This window comes from Candidatus Endolissoclinum faulkneri L2 (assembly GCF_000319385.1).
Lineage (GTDB): Bacteria > Pseudomonadota > Alphaproteobacteria > Thalassobaculales > Thalassobaculaceae > Thalassobaculum > Thalassobaculum faulkneri.
The window spans coordinates 1289257-1305729 of record NC_019566.1 but is presented as its reverse complement, the minus strand read 5'-3'; the positions used below and the strand labels follow the sequence as shown (position 1 = coordinate 1305729).

Sequence of the window (16473 nt, the reverse complement as noted above, 5' to 3'; positions counted from 1 at the left end):
AAGTTATTATCCACAAAATAATCTATTAGGTTATTCTTTAATTACTGACTATTTTTCGTGTACTAATGTAATCTTTGCTAAAGATAGGCAAAAATAAGTTTGATAAATTTACTAATGATTACAAGCTACTTTCACAGATATTCTACGATAAATATATAATCTGTGAAAGTAGCTTGTAAAAATACATCAATACATTGAATTATCAATAATAAAGTAGTCTATGAATTTATCGGTATCTGAATGATGGTTGTGATCCTAAAAACGCAAAGGTATATTTTAAAAAATCCTGTCAACTAACGTTTATCTTTTCACGAAGCAGCTTCCCTGTCTTAAAAAAAGGGATGTATTTACCTGCAACACTTACAGATTCACCTGTACGTGGGTTACGTCCAACTCTTGCTTCACGCTGCTTAATAGAAAACGCACCAAAACCACGCAACTCAACGCGGTCACCACGTATCAACGCTTCTGTGATTTTTTGAAATACAGTGGAAACTACACATTCAACATCTCGTTGAAACAAATGTGGATTTGTTTCAACGAGTCGAACAATCAATTCGGACTTAGTCATAATTTATAGCCTCTGTTAAGTTTTGTATAAATCTAAGCACAGAGCATCTACTCTCATACAACTCATACTCACTAGTGGTAACAGTAAGTATGAATTTTGCTTAAAAATTAAATTATTGTATAAATGCCTACTAGCAAATACACTAAAAACAATCAAACTACAAAGTAAACTAGATTAATTTGCAAGCTATTAGACTAAATTTCACTAATCATTTGTCTTTTTACCTTCTTCACGTTGATTTAACGCAGCACCCAAAATTTCACCCAGACTCGCACCGCTATCAGAAGAGCCATATTCTTGCATTGCTTTTTTCTCCTCTTCGACTTCGCGGGCCTTAATGGATAGCAGTACCCTACGTGTTTTGTTGTCAACATTGATAACTTTAGCATCAACTTTTTCATCAACAGCAAAGCGATCAGAGCGTTGCTCGAAACGATCGCGGGATAGATCTGATTTTCGTATGAAGCCGTTCATACCGTTGCCTACACTAACTTCAATGCCGCCGTCAGTAATCTTAGTTACTATACAGGTCAGAACCGCTCCTTTACGAGTATTAGCAGCACCCACTTCAAAAGGATCAGCTATTAATTGCTTAATACCAAGAGAAATACGCTCTTTATCGACGTCAACATCTAGAACTTTCGCACGAACTATATCACCTTTATTGTACTTTTGGATTGCTTCTTCACCCGGAATATTCCAGTCGATATCTGAAAGGTGTACCATGCCGTCGATTTCACCGGGAAGTCCAATAAACAAACCAAACTCAGTAATGTTTTTTATTTCCCCATCAAGTTCTGCATCCAGCGGGTATTTATTAATAAAGGCTTCCCACGGATTACCAAGACACTGTTTTAAACCAAGAGAGATACGACGTTTTTGCGGATCAACATCCAAGATCATTACTTCAACCTCTTGAGAGGTTGAAACAATCTTGCCAGGATGAAAATTCTTCTTAGTCCAACTCATCTCAGAGACATGCACTAAACCCTCGATACCAGGTTGAAGCTCAACGAAAGCGCCGTAATCAGTGATGTTAGTGACTCGACCAGCAAATTTTGTGCCGATAAGATAACGCATTTCAACATCTTCCCAAGGATCGGCTTCGAGTTGCTTCATACCTAGAGAAATACGCTGTGTTTCCGGATTGAAACGAACAACCTGCACTTTTACAGTTTGACCGATCTGTAGGGCTTCAGTAGGATGATTAATACGACGCCAAGCAACATCAGTCACATGCAGCAGTCCATCAACACCACCCAAATCAACGAAAGCGCCGTAATCAGTGATATTTTTAACTACCCCTTGAAGAATCATACCCTCCTTCAGCGAAGCAACTAATTCACTTCTTGCTTCTGCACGACTCTCTTCAAGAACAGCTCGACGAGAAACTACAATGTTACCACGCCGGCGATCCATCTTAAGAATTTGAAATGGTTGAGGAGTACCCATTAATGGACCAATATCGCGCACTGGACGAATATCAACCTGACTACCAGGTAAAAAAGCCATTGCACCAGATAGGTCAACGGTAAAACCGCCTTTAACACGCGAAAAGATTATACCGGTAACTCGTTCGCTACTATTGAATGCACGCTCTAAAGCAGCCCATGCCTCTTCACGACGCGCTTTATCACGACTCAGTATTGTCTCACCATTATTGTTTTCTAAGCGTTCAACATAAACTTCAACCTCATCCCCAACATTTAGTTTAACATCATGACTCGAAGAAGTGAATTCTTTCAGCGCCACAATCCCTTCAGATTTAAGCCCAACATCAATCAGTGCATTTCCATTCTCCAAGCTTACTACTATACCTTTAACTACACTGCCCTCAATCGAGGGTACATGACCGAATGACTCCTCTAACATGGATTCAAATTCGTCCGCGTAAGCGGCTTCTGCCATTAGTTCTCCTCAAAAAATACGTAAAAGTAGAAATAACAAAATACAATTATAGCATACAACAACAAGTTAGCTACGTATTATAAAATCATAATAACGGAAATTTGGTATAAAAATGTTCCTTTGCAGTGAGGATTAAATACCGCGTTAGTCCGTATTAAGATATACTGTCTTATGTAAGTATTGATGAAAATTTCTATAATACTCCTCTCTAACATAAAATTTATTTAAAATAACTGTAGCAATTAATTCTTTAATTAAAGGCTTAAAATCTTAAAATTTTCCTTTTGCCGCCTCGATATAATATTTAAAGCAATACGCAAAACACCCAACGGTTTAAGGTACGAGGTATCAATCTCAATCGCATCATCTGCTTTACGCATGGGAGCACTAGTTCTAGTTTTATCCTGCTCGTCACGTGTTTTAATTTCAGTTAGAACTTTATCATATATACTGACCTCACCGCGATCTAGCAACTCTTGATATCTGCGAAGAGCACGCACCTCTAATAAAGCTGTAACAAACAACTTTACATTAGCCTCGGGCACGACCACTGTAGTAATATCACGACCATCTAAAATAGCACCAGGAGGACGATGCGCAAATTTTCGCTGGTAATCAAGCAAAGCTGCACGCACAGCCGGAATTGCAGCAATCTTAGAAGAGGCTAACGTTACTTCGCTAGTACGCAAATCATCTCCATCAATCATATCAATTATGATAGATTCTACCGTAGATTTTGCAACTGTTGGATCCTCAGGATCGGCAGCATTTTTGATAAAAGAGAGAGCCGTTGCTCGATACAACGCACCTGTGTCTAAGTACGGATATCCCAAATAATCTGCTAGTAACTTCGAAAGAGTACCTTTACCAGCCCCTGCTGGGCCATCAATAGCAATAATCATCGATATTTGTAATTGATGCGCCGGCTTTATTCATCAGCTTACTAAAACTGGGAAAAGAGTTAATAACCCCCGTTACGACATCGATAGCGATCTTATCCATCGAGACCATGCCTAGCACGAGAAAAGCTAGGATAATGCAATCGTTAATATCAACTGATATCTTTGCACCACCAGCTATACCATTACTAGCCCCTATGACTTTTAGATCAGCACCATCTATTTCAATCTGAACGCCAACGGAAATCAAATCATTGATAGTATCAATTAGCTGGTTACGTTCCTTTACTTTCATTCCAGAGATAAGCCCTCGCATAATAGTCACACCATCAGCACAAGCGGCCGCAACTAAGAAAATAGGATATTCATTGACCATCGACAGAGCTTGCTTTTGTGGTACTTCTATGCCCTTTAGACGTGAGTGACGCACGGCTAAATCAGCGGTTGGCTCACCACATTTCATACGCCTGTTAATCAGCTCAATATCAGCCCCCATTTCTTGCAAAGCTTCGAAAACGTAGAAACGCAGCGGATTAACACCTACATTGGGTAATAATATCTCAGAATCTTCTATCAATAAAGCGGCAACTGCTGGAAAAACAGCTGAGGCAGGATTGGCGGGTATTACGATCTGACGCCCAGTCAACTCCACCTCACCAAGCAGCGATATGCAACGACCTGCCTCTGTATTTTTTATGTTAATTTCAGCGCCAAAATAACGCAGCATTATTTCAGTATGATCATAGGTTGTTACTGTTTCAATCAAGGTAGTCTCACCCGGAGCGGCTATACCTGCTATGAGGATAGCTGATTTAATTGAATCGGAAGAAGTTGGCATAATATAGCTAATCGGTATGAGCGTTTCAGGAGCAATTACCGCAATTGGTAGAGTAAATCCTTTGTGGGCAACAACTTTAACCCCCATACTTTCCAATGGCTCCACAGTTTGCCATAGCGATTGAGGCTGGAAAGATCCATTGCCAGTAAAAAAAGTCGTTATCGGCTGACCTACTGCTGCACCTATCAGCAATTGCAGATTAGAAATGGCATTATTGCAGTTGATCACATCTGTTGGTTCGTCTAAACCACCTACGCCACGACCTACTACTCTCCAGTGTACTCCTTTTCCCATCTTCTCAATAGTAGCACCGAAGGATTGCATCGCTTTAGCTGTTGCAAGCACTTCATCATTTTCTAACAAACCTTCTATTATGGTTTCACCTATCGATAAGCTTCCTAAGATTAGGGAACGTTGAGAAATTAAATTATCACCAGGAATATTTATTTTCCCAGCCAACGAGCGAGCACGTGATGAAATCAGCCGCTTAGTCACTAAAGGCTCCATATCAGAAGATAGCATTCAAGTGATTGTCTGACGAATCATAACTTTTTCTTGGAAAATTTGGTTAATACAAAAAAACTAATATGTCAATTAAATTGCTGCTAATTATCTAATCCTATGCAAAATAGCAATAAATATAAACTTGGTAAAAAAATCATTTAAAACTATCTAAAGTTCCAATGATGGAATAATATACAGAACGTTTAAATATGTCATTTCTAATATTCAAAGCATGACTAAAGCTTTTTAAGCTAAAGTATTGGCTGAAAAAATTAGCACAACAAATTTATTATTTGCTATAATTATATAGTCAATAATAAATTATTAATTTCTTAATTATATCAATTAAATACTTTTGAAAAATTATTTAATACTAAATTTTTAGTAAAAAATTTTATTCTTTATTAACTCGTCAATGTCTACCTTTGCTTTTCTGTAATAAATTCAGCATAATTACAATGCAATTACATTGCTAGATAAGATCATTCAACTTTTAAAGGGAAGCATTTATAATACCAGTTATTTATTAGAATATTACAATAGGATTAAAATATTATTGTATGTCTACTAGTATTTAATTCACTATCATTAATCAAGAAAATCGTAATTTAAGTTGTTATTTTTTTTTAAGATATCTAGAGTATTCATTTCAACTTAAGCTTAAAAGAGGGTTGTTATGATATCGTTAAAAATTAACATTAATAATTTGATGCAAATTAAAAATTAGTATTTGAGAAGAAGTTTAATATTTGTTATATTTTTTTTAAAAAAAAAGGGGGGGGGGTGAGTTTTACGAATACTGTATTTAGCACTAAGATTAATGAAAATATTTCTGATCAAGATGAAAATCTACTATTTAATTTAGTCTCTGACTATTCTCCTGCTGGAGATCAGAAACAAGCAATTAAAGAGTTAGTTTACGGTATAAGAAACAAAAAAATGGACCAGGTTTTACTTGGTGTTACCGGTTCAGGTAAAACTTTTACTATTGCCCATGTCATTAAAGCTATAGGGCGATCAACTATCGTTATAGCACCTAATAAAACTTTAGCTGCTCAGCTTTACGGAGAAATGAAAAACTTCTTTCCTAACAATGCGGTAGAGTATTTTATTTCCTACTATGATTACTACCAACCTGAAGCATATATACCACGCACTGATACATTTATTGAAAAAGAATCTTCGGTTAATGAGATAATTGATCGTATGCGCCACGCTACAACTAGAGCCTTGCTAGAACGGAAAGATGTCATCATTGTCTCTTCAGTGTCTTGCATATACGGTATTGGCGCAATCGAAACCTATGCAAATATGGTTATTAAGTTAAAAGTAGGGGAACCAATTGACTATACAGCTATAGTACGTAAGCTAATTGATTTGCAGTATAAGCGCAAGCGCAGTCAATTAAAGCGTGGAGTATTTCGTGTAATAGGTGATAGTTTGGAAATTCAGCCAGTTCACCTCGAAGATCGCGCTTGGCGTTTATCTTTTTTCGAAGATAAACTAGAGTCAATCCAGGAATTTGACTCTACGACAGGTGAAATAATCTCTGCTCTCAATTCGATTCAAATTTTTGCTAATTCGCATTATGTGACGCAAAAATCAAGGTTACAGCAAGCCGTTCGCTTGATTAAAGAAGAACTGAAGGTCAGGCTTGATGAATTGAATAAAGCTGGCAAAATATTGGAAGCTCAGCGATTAGAGCAACGCACTATCTTTGATATTGAAATGATCGAAACAACTGGATCCTGTTCTGGCATAGAGAATTATTCTCGCTATCTTTCAGGCCGTAACCCTGGAGATCCACCGCCAACACTATTTGAATATTTGCCAAAAAATTCTTTATTAATCGTCGACGAGAGTCATGTTACTGTTCCACAAATCAGTAGCATGTTTAAGGGTGACTACGCTCGCAAATACACTTTGTCAGAGTGTGGATTTCGTTTGCCTTCCTGTATGGATAATCGCCCTCTCAGGTTTGAGGAATGGGATGGTATACGGCCACAAACAATATTTGTTTCTGCTACACCAGGTTTATGGGAAATGAATCAAACTGGTGGATTGTTTACCGAACAGCTAGTACGTCCAACAGGTTTAATCGATCCTATATGCGAAATACGTCCGGCTAAAAGCCAGGTTGATGATTGTATAGCTGAGTGTCAGGATGTTGCAAGCAAAAAACATCGTGTACTGATTACTGTCTTAACTAAAAAGATGGCTGAAGCGCTTACTGAATATATGAAAGAGATTGGAATCAAAGTACAATATATTCATTCCGATATAGATGCACTAGAGCGTATCGATATTATTAATAATCTACGACGAGGTATTTTTGATGTTTTGGTTGGCATCAACTTATTACGCGAAGGGCTTGATATTCCAGAATGCGCTCTAGTTTGCGTCCTTGACGCTGACAAGGAAGGCTATTTGCGTTCTAAAACAGCTTTAGTGCAAACTATCGGCCGTGCTGCGCGAAACGTAGAAGGCAGGGTTCTTCTTTATGCTGACAAAATGACTACTAGCTTAAAATATGCTCTTAGCGAAACCAGTCGCCGTCGCTGTCGACAAAAGGAATACAATGCCAAACATGGTATTACACCAGAAAGCATAAAGAAAAACATTGACAATATTTTAGATAGTATTTACGAGCGAGGTGACCGCGTTTTAGTTGAAAGCAATAACAACGATGAAATATTTCTTGATAAACCAGTTCAACAGATTATTCAAGATATGAAGATCTGCATGCAAAAGGCTGTCGATGATCTAGCATTCGAAAAAGCTGCTCGTATACGCGACAAAATTAATCGACTGCAATCTATCAAAGCGTTAACTGATACTAATTGAACGATAATATCCAAGGATAGCGAGATAGCAAAAAAAATCAAAGCAGGTAAGAACTAACATAGATAGCGGTATTAATTGACTGATTGCAGTGTAACAAGCAATGTTATGCTGCAAAATTACTAAAAGATACGAATCTGTCGGATTATATTTATTAAAGCAAACTACCTAATGAATTTAAGCTAACTACTTTTCTTTTAAGCAAGGAGTAGAAGTTAGCTTTTTTAAGCTTAAAATTTAATGATTGATTGGATATTAGTTCAATAAAAAAAATAAATCAGATTTTAATCTGTTATTAGTAAAATTTGTTTGATTTATAATAAGCTATCGCGTATCCTTGCAGTCGTTTTTTTTTCAATGCTACATTGACTAGTAAGTGTTTATTTATCTAACCAAAAGATCAACCTATAAGTCTTTATTAGATTGTTAAATTAATACTCAATTAAATATTTTATTGGTATTTGAGTTATAACTTTGTTACAATCAAAATAGTAGAGAGAATAAGATTATCTTAAATCGCTAAGCTCATTCTACCATACAAATTTATTAATAGATACTACACTATTTTGTCTTAATCTATGATTATTTGATCAAGAATTACTATGTGCTATAGTCAGTCTGTAAAAAACAAATTAAGTCATTTTCTTAAAGATATAATAATTGGCTTATTATTCATTTAAAATGCTAATCTTCCTATCAAAATCTTTGGCACTGAAAGTAGATCTATCCCGCTTATTAAGTGATTAGTCACTAGAAGTATTGCGTTATTATGCAAGAGCTATACAATACACACCTAATTTATGATCTAGGTTTTCTCTGGCTCTCATTGTCATCATGCAGTTGAGTACTCCACATAGAGGCATAGATGCCTTTGTGAGCTAGTAGTTCCGCATGGCATCCGTATTCGATAATATTACCATCCTTCAGCACTAAAATTTTATCCGAATCAACCAAAGTGGATAGCCTGTGGGCTATAATCAAGGTAGTATGATCTAAAGAGATATTACGCAAACTATGTTGTATAGCAAGCTCAGTATGACTATCCAAAGCGGAAGTAGATTCATCAAAGACATAAATTCTTGGATCCTTAAGAAGCGTGCGCGCTATGGCGACGCGTTGCTTTTCACCACCGGAAAGCTTCAGACCACGTTCTCCAACCATAGTCTGGTAACCGTCTGGCAATCCTTTAATAAAATCATGAATACTCGCGTGGCGAGCAACAGCTTCCACTACAGATTGAGTCGCGCCAGGTCTACCATAAGCTATATTATAGTAAATTGTATCATTAAACAGTACTGTATCCTGAGGAACAATTCCAATTGCAGCACGCAAACTCTGTTGAGTGACATCACGAATATCCTGGCCATCGATTTTAACAGCCCCGCTTGTAACGTCATAAAAGCGAAATAGTAAACGGGCAATAGTTGACTTCCCAGTTCCACTTTGCCCTACAATAGCGACAGTTTGACCAGGCTCTATGGCGAATGAAAGACCTCGAAGGATCTCTCTTTCTTTACAATAGGAAAAATGTACATTTTCAAATTCAACTCTTCCAGCTCCTTTTTTTAGGGAAATAGCGTTTGGCTTATCTGCTACTTCACGTTTTACTTTAAGCAAAAAAAACATTGCATCCATATCAGCCAGTGCCTGCTTCATTTCACGATAAACAAAGCCAAGGAAATTTAATGGTAAAAAAAGTTGAATTAAGTATGTATTAACCATTACAAAATCACCTACTGACATAGTACCAGCTTTAACACCAAAGCTAGCCATAGACATTAGAGTAATTAAACTGCTCGCGATAATAACACCTTGACCTACATTAAGTAATGATAACGAGCTGCGCGAGGCAATAGCTGCATTCGCGTAACGTTGCAATGAAGTGTCATAACGCTTCTCTTCGTGTTGTTCGTTACCTAAATATTTAACTGTTTCGAAGTTTAGTAGACTATCTATTGCTCGTGTATTGGCCGTTTGGTCATGTTCGTTCATTTGACGTCGAAACTTTAGCCGCCACTCAGTGACAAACATAGTAAATGCTATATAACTACTTATGGTTAATAACGTTATTAATGCGTACCAAAAATTGAAAAAATACCATAAGACAGCACAGACCATAATAATTTCAATTAGCGTTGGTAAAATATTAAAAAGCATAAATGAAAGTAAAAACTCAATACCATTAACTCCACGCTCGATCGCCCTAGATAGACCGCCAGTTTGACGATCCATATGGAATCGCAACGATAACGAGTGTAAATGATTGAATGTTTTTAATGCTACAGTACGAATTGCTAACTGAGTTACTCGGGCAAAGAAAAACTCTCTTAATTCTCCAAAAGCTTGCTGCGCAACTCTTAGCAAGCCGTAGCCAAATACTATAGTGATCAGTGAGTTAATGGTAAAATAAGATCCGTTAGAAATTATATCTATTGCTAATTTGTACAATATTGGTACATAAACAGTTGCTACCTTAGCAAGCAAAAGGCAAACTAACGCTGCTATTACTCGTGCACGGATAGTTACTTGATTTTTTGGCCATAGGTATGGGATCAAAGTGCGAATAGTATTCCAATCACCATGACCATTTTGTTGAATATCGGATTTATGTGATCTCAAAGACTTGGATTCCACTTAACCTGCTGCAGCTCTATAATAAATGTATGGCAAATACAATACATTTATTTCTAAGTAAATTTTTCTCAGTAAAATAAATGCCATCTAGCATAGGTTATTTGATTAATTACTTGTAATATAGTAATTATATAGTAATTACTATATTTTAATGAAGGAGTAAAAATCTAATCATTGATTATTTTCTGCTAAAGATAGTGATAATTATCATTATATTTTTAATGAATACCTAACTTTCTTTATACAAAACATAAGCTAGTACGTTTTTAATATTTTAGTATTAATCTAAATTAAGCTCAAAAAGGTTATACTTTTTGTTTATTCAAAAATTGTGATCTTTTTCTAGTCTTTATAGTGATATACATAATAAGAAATATATGAATTATAATAACAAATAGAATATAGCTATTGTTACTTGTCTGTAATAGTGCTGATGTAATTCAGTGAGATTTGCTTGCAAAATCAACATTAAATTTTAGTAAAATAATCAGTTAGTTATCTTTAACTCAAATGTCCTTTATTAAAAGGATCTTGGAAAGAAATTTTTATAGAAAATTATTCTATTATTTAATATTTTATAAATGTTGTAAGATGCTCTAATAGAAAAAGCTAATCTAGTTTGGATTATTATCCTTAAAATATTTTTGTAATAGGTACAATTTATTTTAACATTGAATAATGGTTGTTAACACTAATCGTTTAAATTTTTAGGTAAATATCTTTATAATAGAGATTATTTTTATTTGGTATAATTTGATGTAATTGAATTTAATAAAAGCTTTAATTAAAATTCCTAAACTATCTTAATAATTGTAAATAAATTACTTGTTCGATACCTATTTAGTTAGGTTTGGTATTTAGTCAAATTAAATAGCAAAAATCACCGAATTATAACAATATATTAAATATATTGGCTATATCATCTACTAAAAAATTAAATTGCTGTCCGATAGGACTAAAGTAGGATTACAGGATACGGAAATCACTTCATTAACTATTTTAATGCGGTTACTAATATACTAATAGTAAATTAAGTATTTAATTCTAATTTACAAAAGCATAGGAAAATTCTTCCTGATATTTGGTATTAATTTTTAATCTGATAATATGCTTGTTTAAGTAACCAATACAAATTAGTTTTAATGATTAGATTACAGTTAATTATTAATTATATCGTTTTTTTTGAAGCTTTTTTTTGACATTTGATCATAAATTGAGAACTATATCACTGTATATTGCCATGCTTATTCATACTGAAAATTTAAAACAGTTTACTCTAAATTAATGAGTTAATTTTATCAAGTATAATAGCTTAGTTAGGAAAATGTAACGATGACTGATGCTTTTGTTACCGCCAAGTGGTTAGCGAATAATTTAAATAATTCTAATGTAATTGTGCTTGATTGTACTTATCACATGCCCTCACTTAAGCGTGACGCTAAAGCAGAATTTTTAGATAGCCATATTCCAGGTGCTCAGCATTTTGATATTGATACAATATGTGATCTTAATAATTCCTTGCCTCATATGATTCCCAGCGTAAAAATTTTTTCGAAAGAAGTAAGTAAACTTAGCATAAACAACGATAAAATAGTTGTAGTATATGACACTTATGGAATGTATTCTGCCGCTAGGGCTTGGTGGATGTTTAGATTATTTGGTCACGACAAAGTTGCTGTACTTGATGGTGGTTTGCCAAAATGGCAGGCTGAAGGATATTTAGTAGAGACGGGCTCAATAAAAAATCGTTCTTTAGCTAATTTCAATGCAATTTTTCGCTGCGGACTTGTTAAATCATGTGACGAAGTGCTAGCAGCAGTAAATGCTGGCGATGCGAATATTATTGATGCTCGTCCTTTTGCTCGTTTTACTGGTGAAGAGATTGAACCGCGGCAGGGAATGCGTTCTGGTCATATTCCAAGTTCGATATCTATCCCAAGCAGTGAATTCTTCGATAAGAAAACTATGTTATCGATTGATGCTAATAAACTAGCTATGATATTTGATAATGCATGTATTGATCTATCGAAACCAATAATAGCTTCTTGCGGTTCTGGCGTAACAGCTTGTAATGTAGCGATTTCTGCTTTTCGTCTTGGTTATCCAGATGTAGCTATATACGATGGTTCATGGTCTGAGTGGGGTTCTCGACAAGATACTCCGGTAGAAACTGGACCAGGCAAAATTCGAGGCGCTTAATTGCTGGCCAATATAAATTGGCAATGATCGTTAGTCTTGTTTATCGGCAAAAACGCTAGCTAGCCGTATTTTTATTATTCTTAAGTAATTCTTTAATATTGTATATCAAATATTATCATAACTTGATATATACTGTTTGGTGGATTGCTCTACCTATTATTGAATAATAAGGTTTATATAGTTTAGGTAATGATTACTACTGTCTTAATTCTTGCTGCTGGAAAAGGTATGCGTATTGGCAGCGATTTGCCTAAGCAGTATCGGTTGCTTGGTGGTATACCTGTGTTGCGTCGAGCAATATTAACTTTTCGAAAACATCCTAGAATTGATTATGTTCGAGTAATAATTGCAGAGGAACATCGTACTTTATACGAGGTAGTTGTTGATGGGCTTGACTTATCTCCTCCTGTGATTGGAGCTGCCAAACGTCAATCTTCGGTATTAAATGGCTTAGAGAGTTTGGCATTGAAAGATAAACCAGATTTAGTCCTGATTCACGATGCTGCACGTCCACTAGTTCCAACTATAGTAATTGATCGAGTATTGGACGCGTTGGAAATGTCAACTGCCGCCTTACCTGTGATTTCGGTAGTTGATACCTTAAAACGTCAAGTGGAGACAAAATGTATTTCGATGAACTATCCGAGCCATAATGAATGGTGGCGAGCCCAAACGCCTCAAGGAATGCGATTCGACAATTTACTCAAAGCTCATCGTCTTGCAAGGGACAAAAATATCTCTGCATCTGATGATGCAACTCTGATGGAATGGGCGGGGGAAACAGTAATTCTAGTCAAGGGCTCGGAGGATTCGATGAAAATTACTATGGCTGAGGATTTTGCATTGGCTGAGCGCTTGCTAGCTGGAGCCGTGGAAACGCGTGTTGGTATTGGATTCGACGTGCATCGTTTAGTAGATAATCTAAAATGCGACAGTAAAGGCCTTTTGTTAGGAGGTATTGTTGTTCCGCATAATCAGGTACTTTTTGGTCATTCTGATGCTGATGTTGTTTTGCACGCTATTACTGATGCTTTGCTAGGAGCACTTGGGTTAGGAGATATAGGTGTTTATTTTCCAAACAGCGATCCGCAATGGGATGGGGCAGCATCTAATCAGTTTTTATTACATGCTTGTAATCAACTTCGTAAGGCTGGTGGAGAAATTCGTCATCTGGACCTTATAGTGATTTGTGATTTCCCTAAGATTAACCCGCACCGTGAAGCTATGCGTGATTGTATTGCAAAGATCTGTAGCATCCCAATAATACGGGTATCAGTAAAGGCTACAACTACTGAAAGACTTGATTTTTTCGGCTGTGCTAACGGCATTGCTGTGCAGGCTGCTGCAACTATAGCAATTCCAGCAACAATGGTCCCGTGAATAGATTTTTTTTTAGCCTTCGTCACTACTTCTTTACCCACATAGCGAAATTGATCGCTACCGGACTGGGAATTGGTTATTTTCCCAAAGCGCCAGGAACTTGGGGCTCGATGATAGCAGCAGTTTCAGCTTGGCCAATTGCCCAACAAAGTAATGGACGTGTGTTTTTGCTAATTACTGCAATTTTAGCCACTGGGTTAGGTACATGGGCAACTTGGATATACATAGAAAATACTGGTACTCATGATCCCGAAGTGGTGGTAATTGATGAGATGGCTGGTCAGTGGTTAACTTTAGTGTTTTGCCCGCTAAACCCAATGTATTGGTGGCTTGCCTTTATTATTTTTCGCTTTGCTGATATTGTTAAAATTTTTCCAGCAAATTGGATTGATCATAATATGCGTAGTCCAATTGGCGTAATACTTGACGATTTGGTTGCCAGTACTTACACTACCTTATTGGTTTGGTTATGTTTTTTTTTAGATTATAGTTAGTGGTGATAAATGCTACTGTATCATATATACGCTTTTTAAATTATTTTTATTGAAGATTTAGCACTGTTGTTACTTTTAAAGTATTAATTATTTTACGCATAAGTTTTGAGAGGTTTATGTAATTTTTTTATTGTTTGATGTCAGTATATCAACTTATATAAAGAGATGAGTGTATTATTACAAACTAATTATAACAAATCTAATGTTATAATTCTTAGCTTTATCGTGCGAACTATTGTTGTTTTACTAATTCAATATATTTTTTAATTAATTTAAATATTTGATATAAAATAGAATTCTTTATTCTATGTCCTTGAATCATTAGCTAGTAAGATTAGTATTGATTTTTACTCACTTACGTGAGTAAGTTTTTGTGCTTGGTTACAGTATGGTGCTTAATGCGATATTTTTACGATTTATTCTGAAATATAACTTCAATTTAGTCTGAATTATTTGGCGTTTGCTAAATTTAATTATGAATTGAGGCTAAGTAATGATAGTTACTTTCGTAAACGGCGTTATTTATTGTTTATATTTTTGGCTTTGATAAATTAATTAATATAAGAAGAGCAATAATTTATTCTAAATATCGAATTAGGCAGATGTTTTTTTCTTTTAGAAAAGAAGACAACTATATGTTTTTTATTTAAAGTCTTACTAAAGAAAATTTATCAGCCAAAAATCATCTACTCTTAGTAAATTTATATGGTACATTTTTTTCTCAATGTTTAGACTATTAATTGGGCTTGTTTAGAATTAGTATAGTGTTTTAGTAGGCTGGTAGAATTTAATTAAGCACCTTAAACTAAATAGATTTTAAGTAACGCTTGCTATTTTACAGAGTGTAGTTTAGATGGAATACTTGATGGCATTTTGGCATGTGATGCGTTTAATATAATTGTTATTTACGGTTAAGGCAGAATATTTATGCTAGGCAAGAAATTTTTTAGTGTATTGTTACTAGTGGTGGTCATAGAAATTTAGAGCATTAATTGTATAAATGCATACTACAAGTCTTTAGATCGATAACCAATATGACTGAAATTATATTTTACCATCTGACGTCTATAACTGTGAATAAAGCCTTACCTAAATTGCTGTGTAAAACTTTAGCAGCGAGAGAACGTGCAATTGTACTTCTAGCTTCAGCCGAAAAAGTACAAGCTCTTGATTATCATCTTTGGGTATATGATGAAAGATCTTGGCTGCCTCATGGAGCGCAGAAATACGATAATGCTAATTTGCAACCAATTTGGCTTACTCATCGAAATGAGAATCCAAATGGAGCTAGGTTCTTATTTATTATTGAACGAGTGGAAGCTTTTGACTTGAGCAGTTTTAAGCGAGTTTTTGATCTGTTTGATGGTCATAATCATAAGTCGATTGCTGCTGCAAGACTACGTTGGAAGTTAGCGCGTGATGCTGGACATGTAATTACTTACTGGCGTCAAAAAAATAATGGTTCTTGGCTCAAAATAGCTTGAAACATTTTTGTTTTTTAATCGTATAAGTAAACACTTGTTGGTATTATTTTGTTACTATGATGCGCAGTGAAATTACCGGACAAATTGTTAGTTTTTATAGAAGTAATTTAATTAATAGTTAAATTAATCGAAGAGAGAGCAATGGCTATAGAACGTACTTTATCTATAATTAAACCGGATGCTATCAAGCGTAATTTGACTAATGCAATCAACACTGCGATAGCAAATTCTGATTTGCACATCATTGCTCAGAAGCGGATTAGGATGACTAAAGAGCAAGCTAATATTTTTTATGATTCTCATAAGGATCGTCCATTTTTTGACGAACTTGTGGATTTTATGATATCTTCTCCGGTCGTAGTTCAGGTATTAGAGGGTGAGAGCGCGATAAGTGTTTACCGTAATCTTATGGGCGATACTAATCCTGCTCGGGCTGCTGACGGCACCATTCGCAAAATTTTTGCTAAGTCGATAGGCGAAAACTCTGTTCATGGTTCTGATTCAGCTGTAGCTGCTAGGGTTGAAATTGCTCAATTTTTTAGCGATAAAGAAATAGTCGGTTGCCTGCGTCAACATTTAGAATAAAAAAGTTTTTTATAGAATTGGACCTAGTGGTCATTATCATGTATTTTGCAATCAAATCTAAGTAGCATTACTTATCAATAAGTACAAAATGCGTACTAGCTAAATTCAATTGATATGCATTCATTATAACTTGTTA

11 protein-coding genes are annotated in these 16473 nt (G+C 35.4%); 6 read left to right on the top strand and 5 right to left on the bottom strand.

Annotated features, from left to right (window positions below; all coding sequences use genetic code 11):
- Positions 1-289 precede the first annotated feature (289 nt).
- The 4 genes from ihfB to A1OE_RS03745 all read right to left on the bottom strand — a co-directional run bounded on the left by ihfB (position 290) and on the right by A1OE_RS03745 (position 4711).
- Entirely contained in the window at positions 290-571 is a 282-nt protein-coding gene (gene ihfB, locus A1OE_RS03760; protein WP_015089099.1) for an integration host factor subunit beta, read from the bottom strand.
- A 204-nt stretch (positions 572-775) separates the two neighbouring features.
- A complete protein-coding gene (gene rpsA / locus A1OE_RS03755) occupies positions 776-2479 on the bottom strand; it encodes a 30S ribosomal protein S1 (RefSeq protein ID WP_015089097.1) in 1704 nt (567 codons plus the stop codon).
- 254 nt (positions 2480-2733) lie between these two features.
- Complete coding sequence (cmk, locus tag A1OE_RS03750) at positions 2734-3381, bottom strand: (d)CMP kinase (RefSeq protein WP_015089095.1); 648 nt, start codon at positions 3379-3381, stop codon at positions 2734-2736.
- On the bottom strand, positions 3365-4711 hold the full coding sequence (locus A1OE_RS03745; protein ID WP_148276845.1) for a 3-phosphoshikimate 1-carboxyvinyltransferase: 1347 nt from the start codon (positions 4709-4711) through the stop codon (positions 3365-3367). The genes cmk and A1OE_RS03745 overlap by 17 nt, the downstream gene beginning before the upstream one ends.
- A gap of 792 nt (positions 4712-5503) precedes the next feature.
- Between A1OE_RS03745 and uvrB the strand changes: the two genes are divergently transcribed.
- Positions 5504-7564, top strand: a complete 2061-nt coding sequence (uvrB, locus tag A1OE_RS03740) for an excinuclease ABC subunit UvrB (RefSeq protein WP_015089093.1) — start codon at positions 5504-5506, stop codon at positions 7562-7564.
- A gap of 795 nt (positions 7565-8359) precedes the next feature.
- On the opposite strand, the gene A1OE_RS03735 is transcribed toward uvrB, so the two are convergent.
- The gene (locus tag A1OE_RS03735; protein ID WP_272942669.1) at positions 8360-10195 is read right to left on the bottom strand and encodes an ABCB family ABC transporter ATP-binding protein/permease; all 1836 of its coding nucleotides are present in this window, start codon (positions 10193-10195) and stop codon (positions 8360-8362) included.
- A gap of 1332 nt (positions 10196-11527) precedes the next feature.
- On the opposite strand from A1OE_RS03735, the gene sseA reads away from it, so the two are divergent.
- The 5 genes from sseA (at position 11528) to ndk (ending at position 16337) form a co-directional block, all read left to right on the top strand.
- On the top strand, positions 11528-12394 hold the full coding sequence (gene sseA / locus A1OE_RS03730) for a 3-mercaptopyruvate sulfurtransferase (RefSeq protein ID WP_015089090.1): 867 nt from the start codon (positions 11528-11530) through the stop codon (positions 12392-12394).
- Positions 12395-12583: 189 nt separating this feature from the next.
- Entirely contained in the window at positions 12584-13774 is a 1191-nt protein-coding gene (gene ispD / locus A1OE_RS03725; RefSeq protein ID WP_015089089.1) for a 2-C-methyl-D-erythritol 4-phosphate cytidylyltransferase, read from the top strand.
- Positions 13771-14268: a phosphatidylglycerophosphatase A family protein gene (locus A1OE_RS03720; RefSeq protein ID WP_015089088.1), complete on the top strand. Its 498-nt coding sequence runs from the start codon at positions 13771-13773 to the stop codon at positions 14266-14268. Before ispD ends, A1OE_RS03720 begins: the two co-directional genes overlap by 4 nt.
- A gap of 1034 nt (positions 14269-15302) precedes the next feature.
- The gene (locus A1OE_RS03715) at positions 15303-15752 is read left to right on the top strand and encodes a DNA polymerase III subunit chi (RefSeq protein ID WP_044283301.1); all 450 of its coding nucleotides are present in this window, start codon (positions 15303-15305) and stop codon (positions 15750-15752) included.
- A gap of 141 nt (positions 15753-15893) precedes the next feature.
- Entirely contained in the window at positions 15894-16337 is a 444-nt protein-coding gene (gene ndk / locus A1OE_RS03710; RefSeq protein ID WP_015089086.1) for a nucleoside-diphosphate kinase, read from the top strand.
- Positions 16338-16473 lie beyond the last annotated feature (136 nt).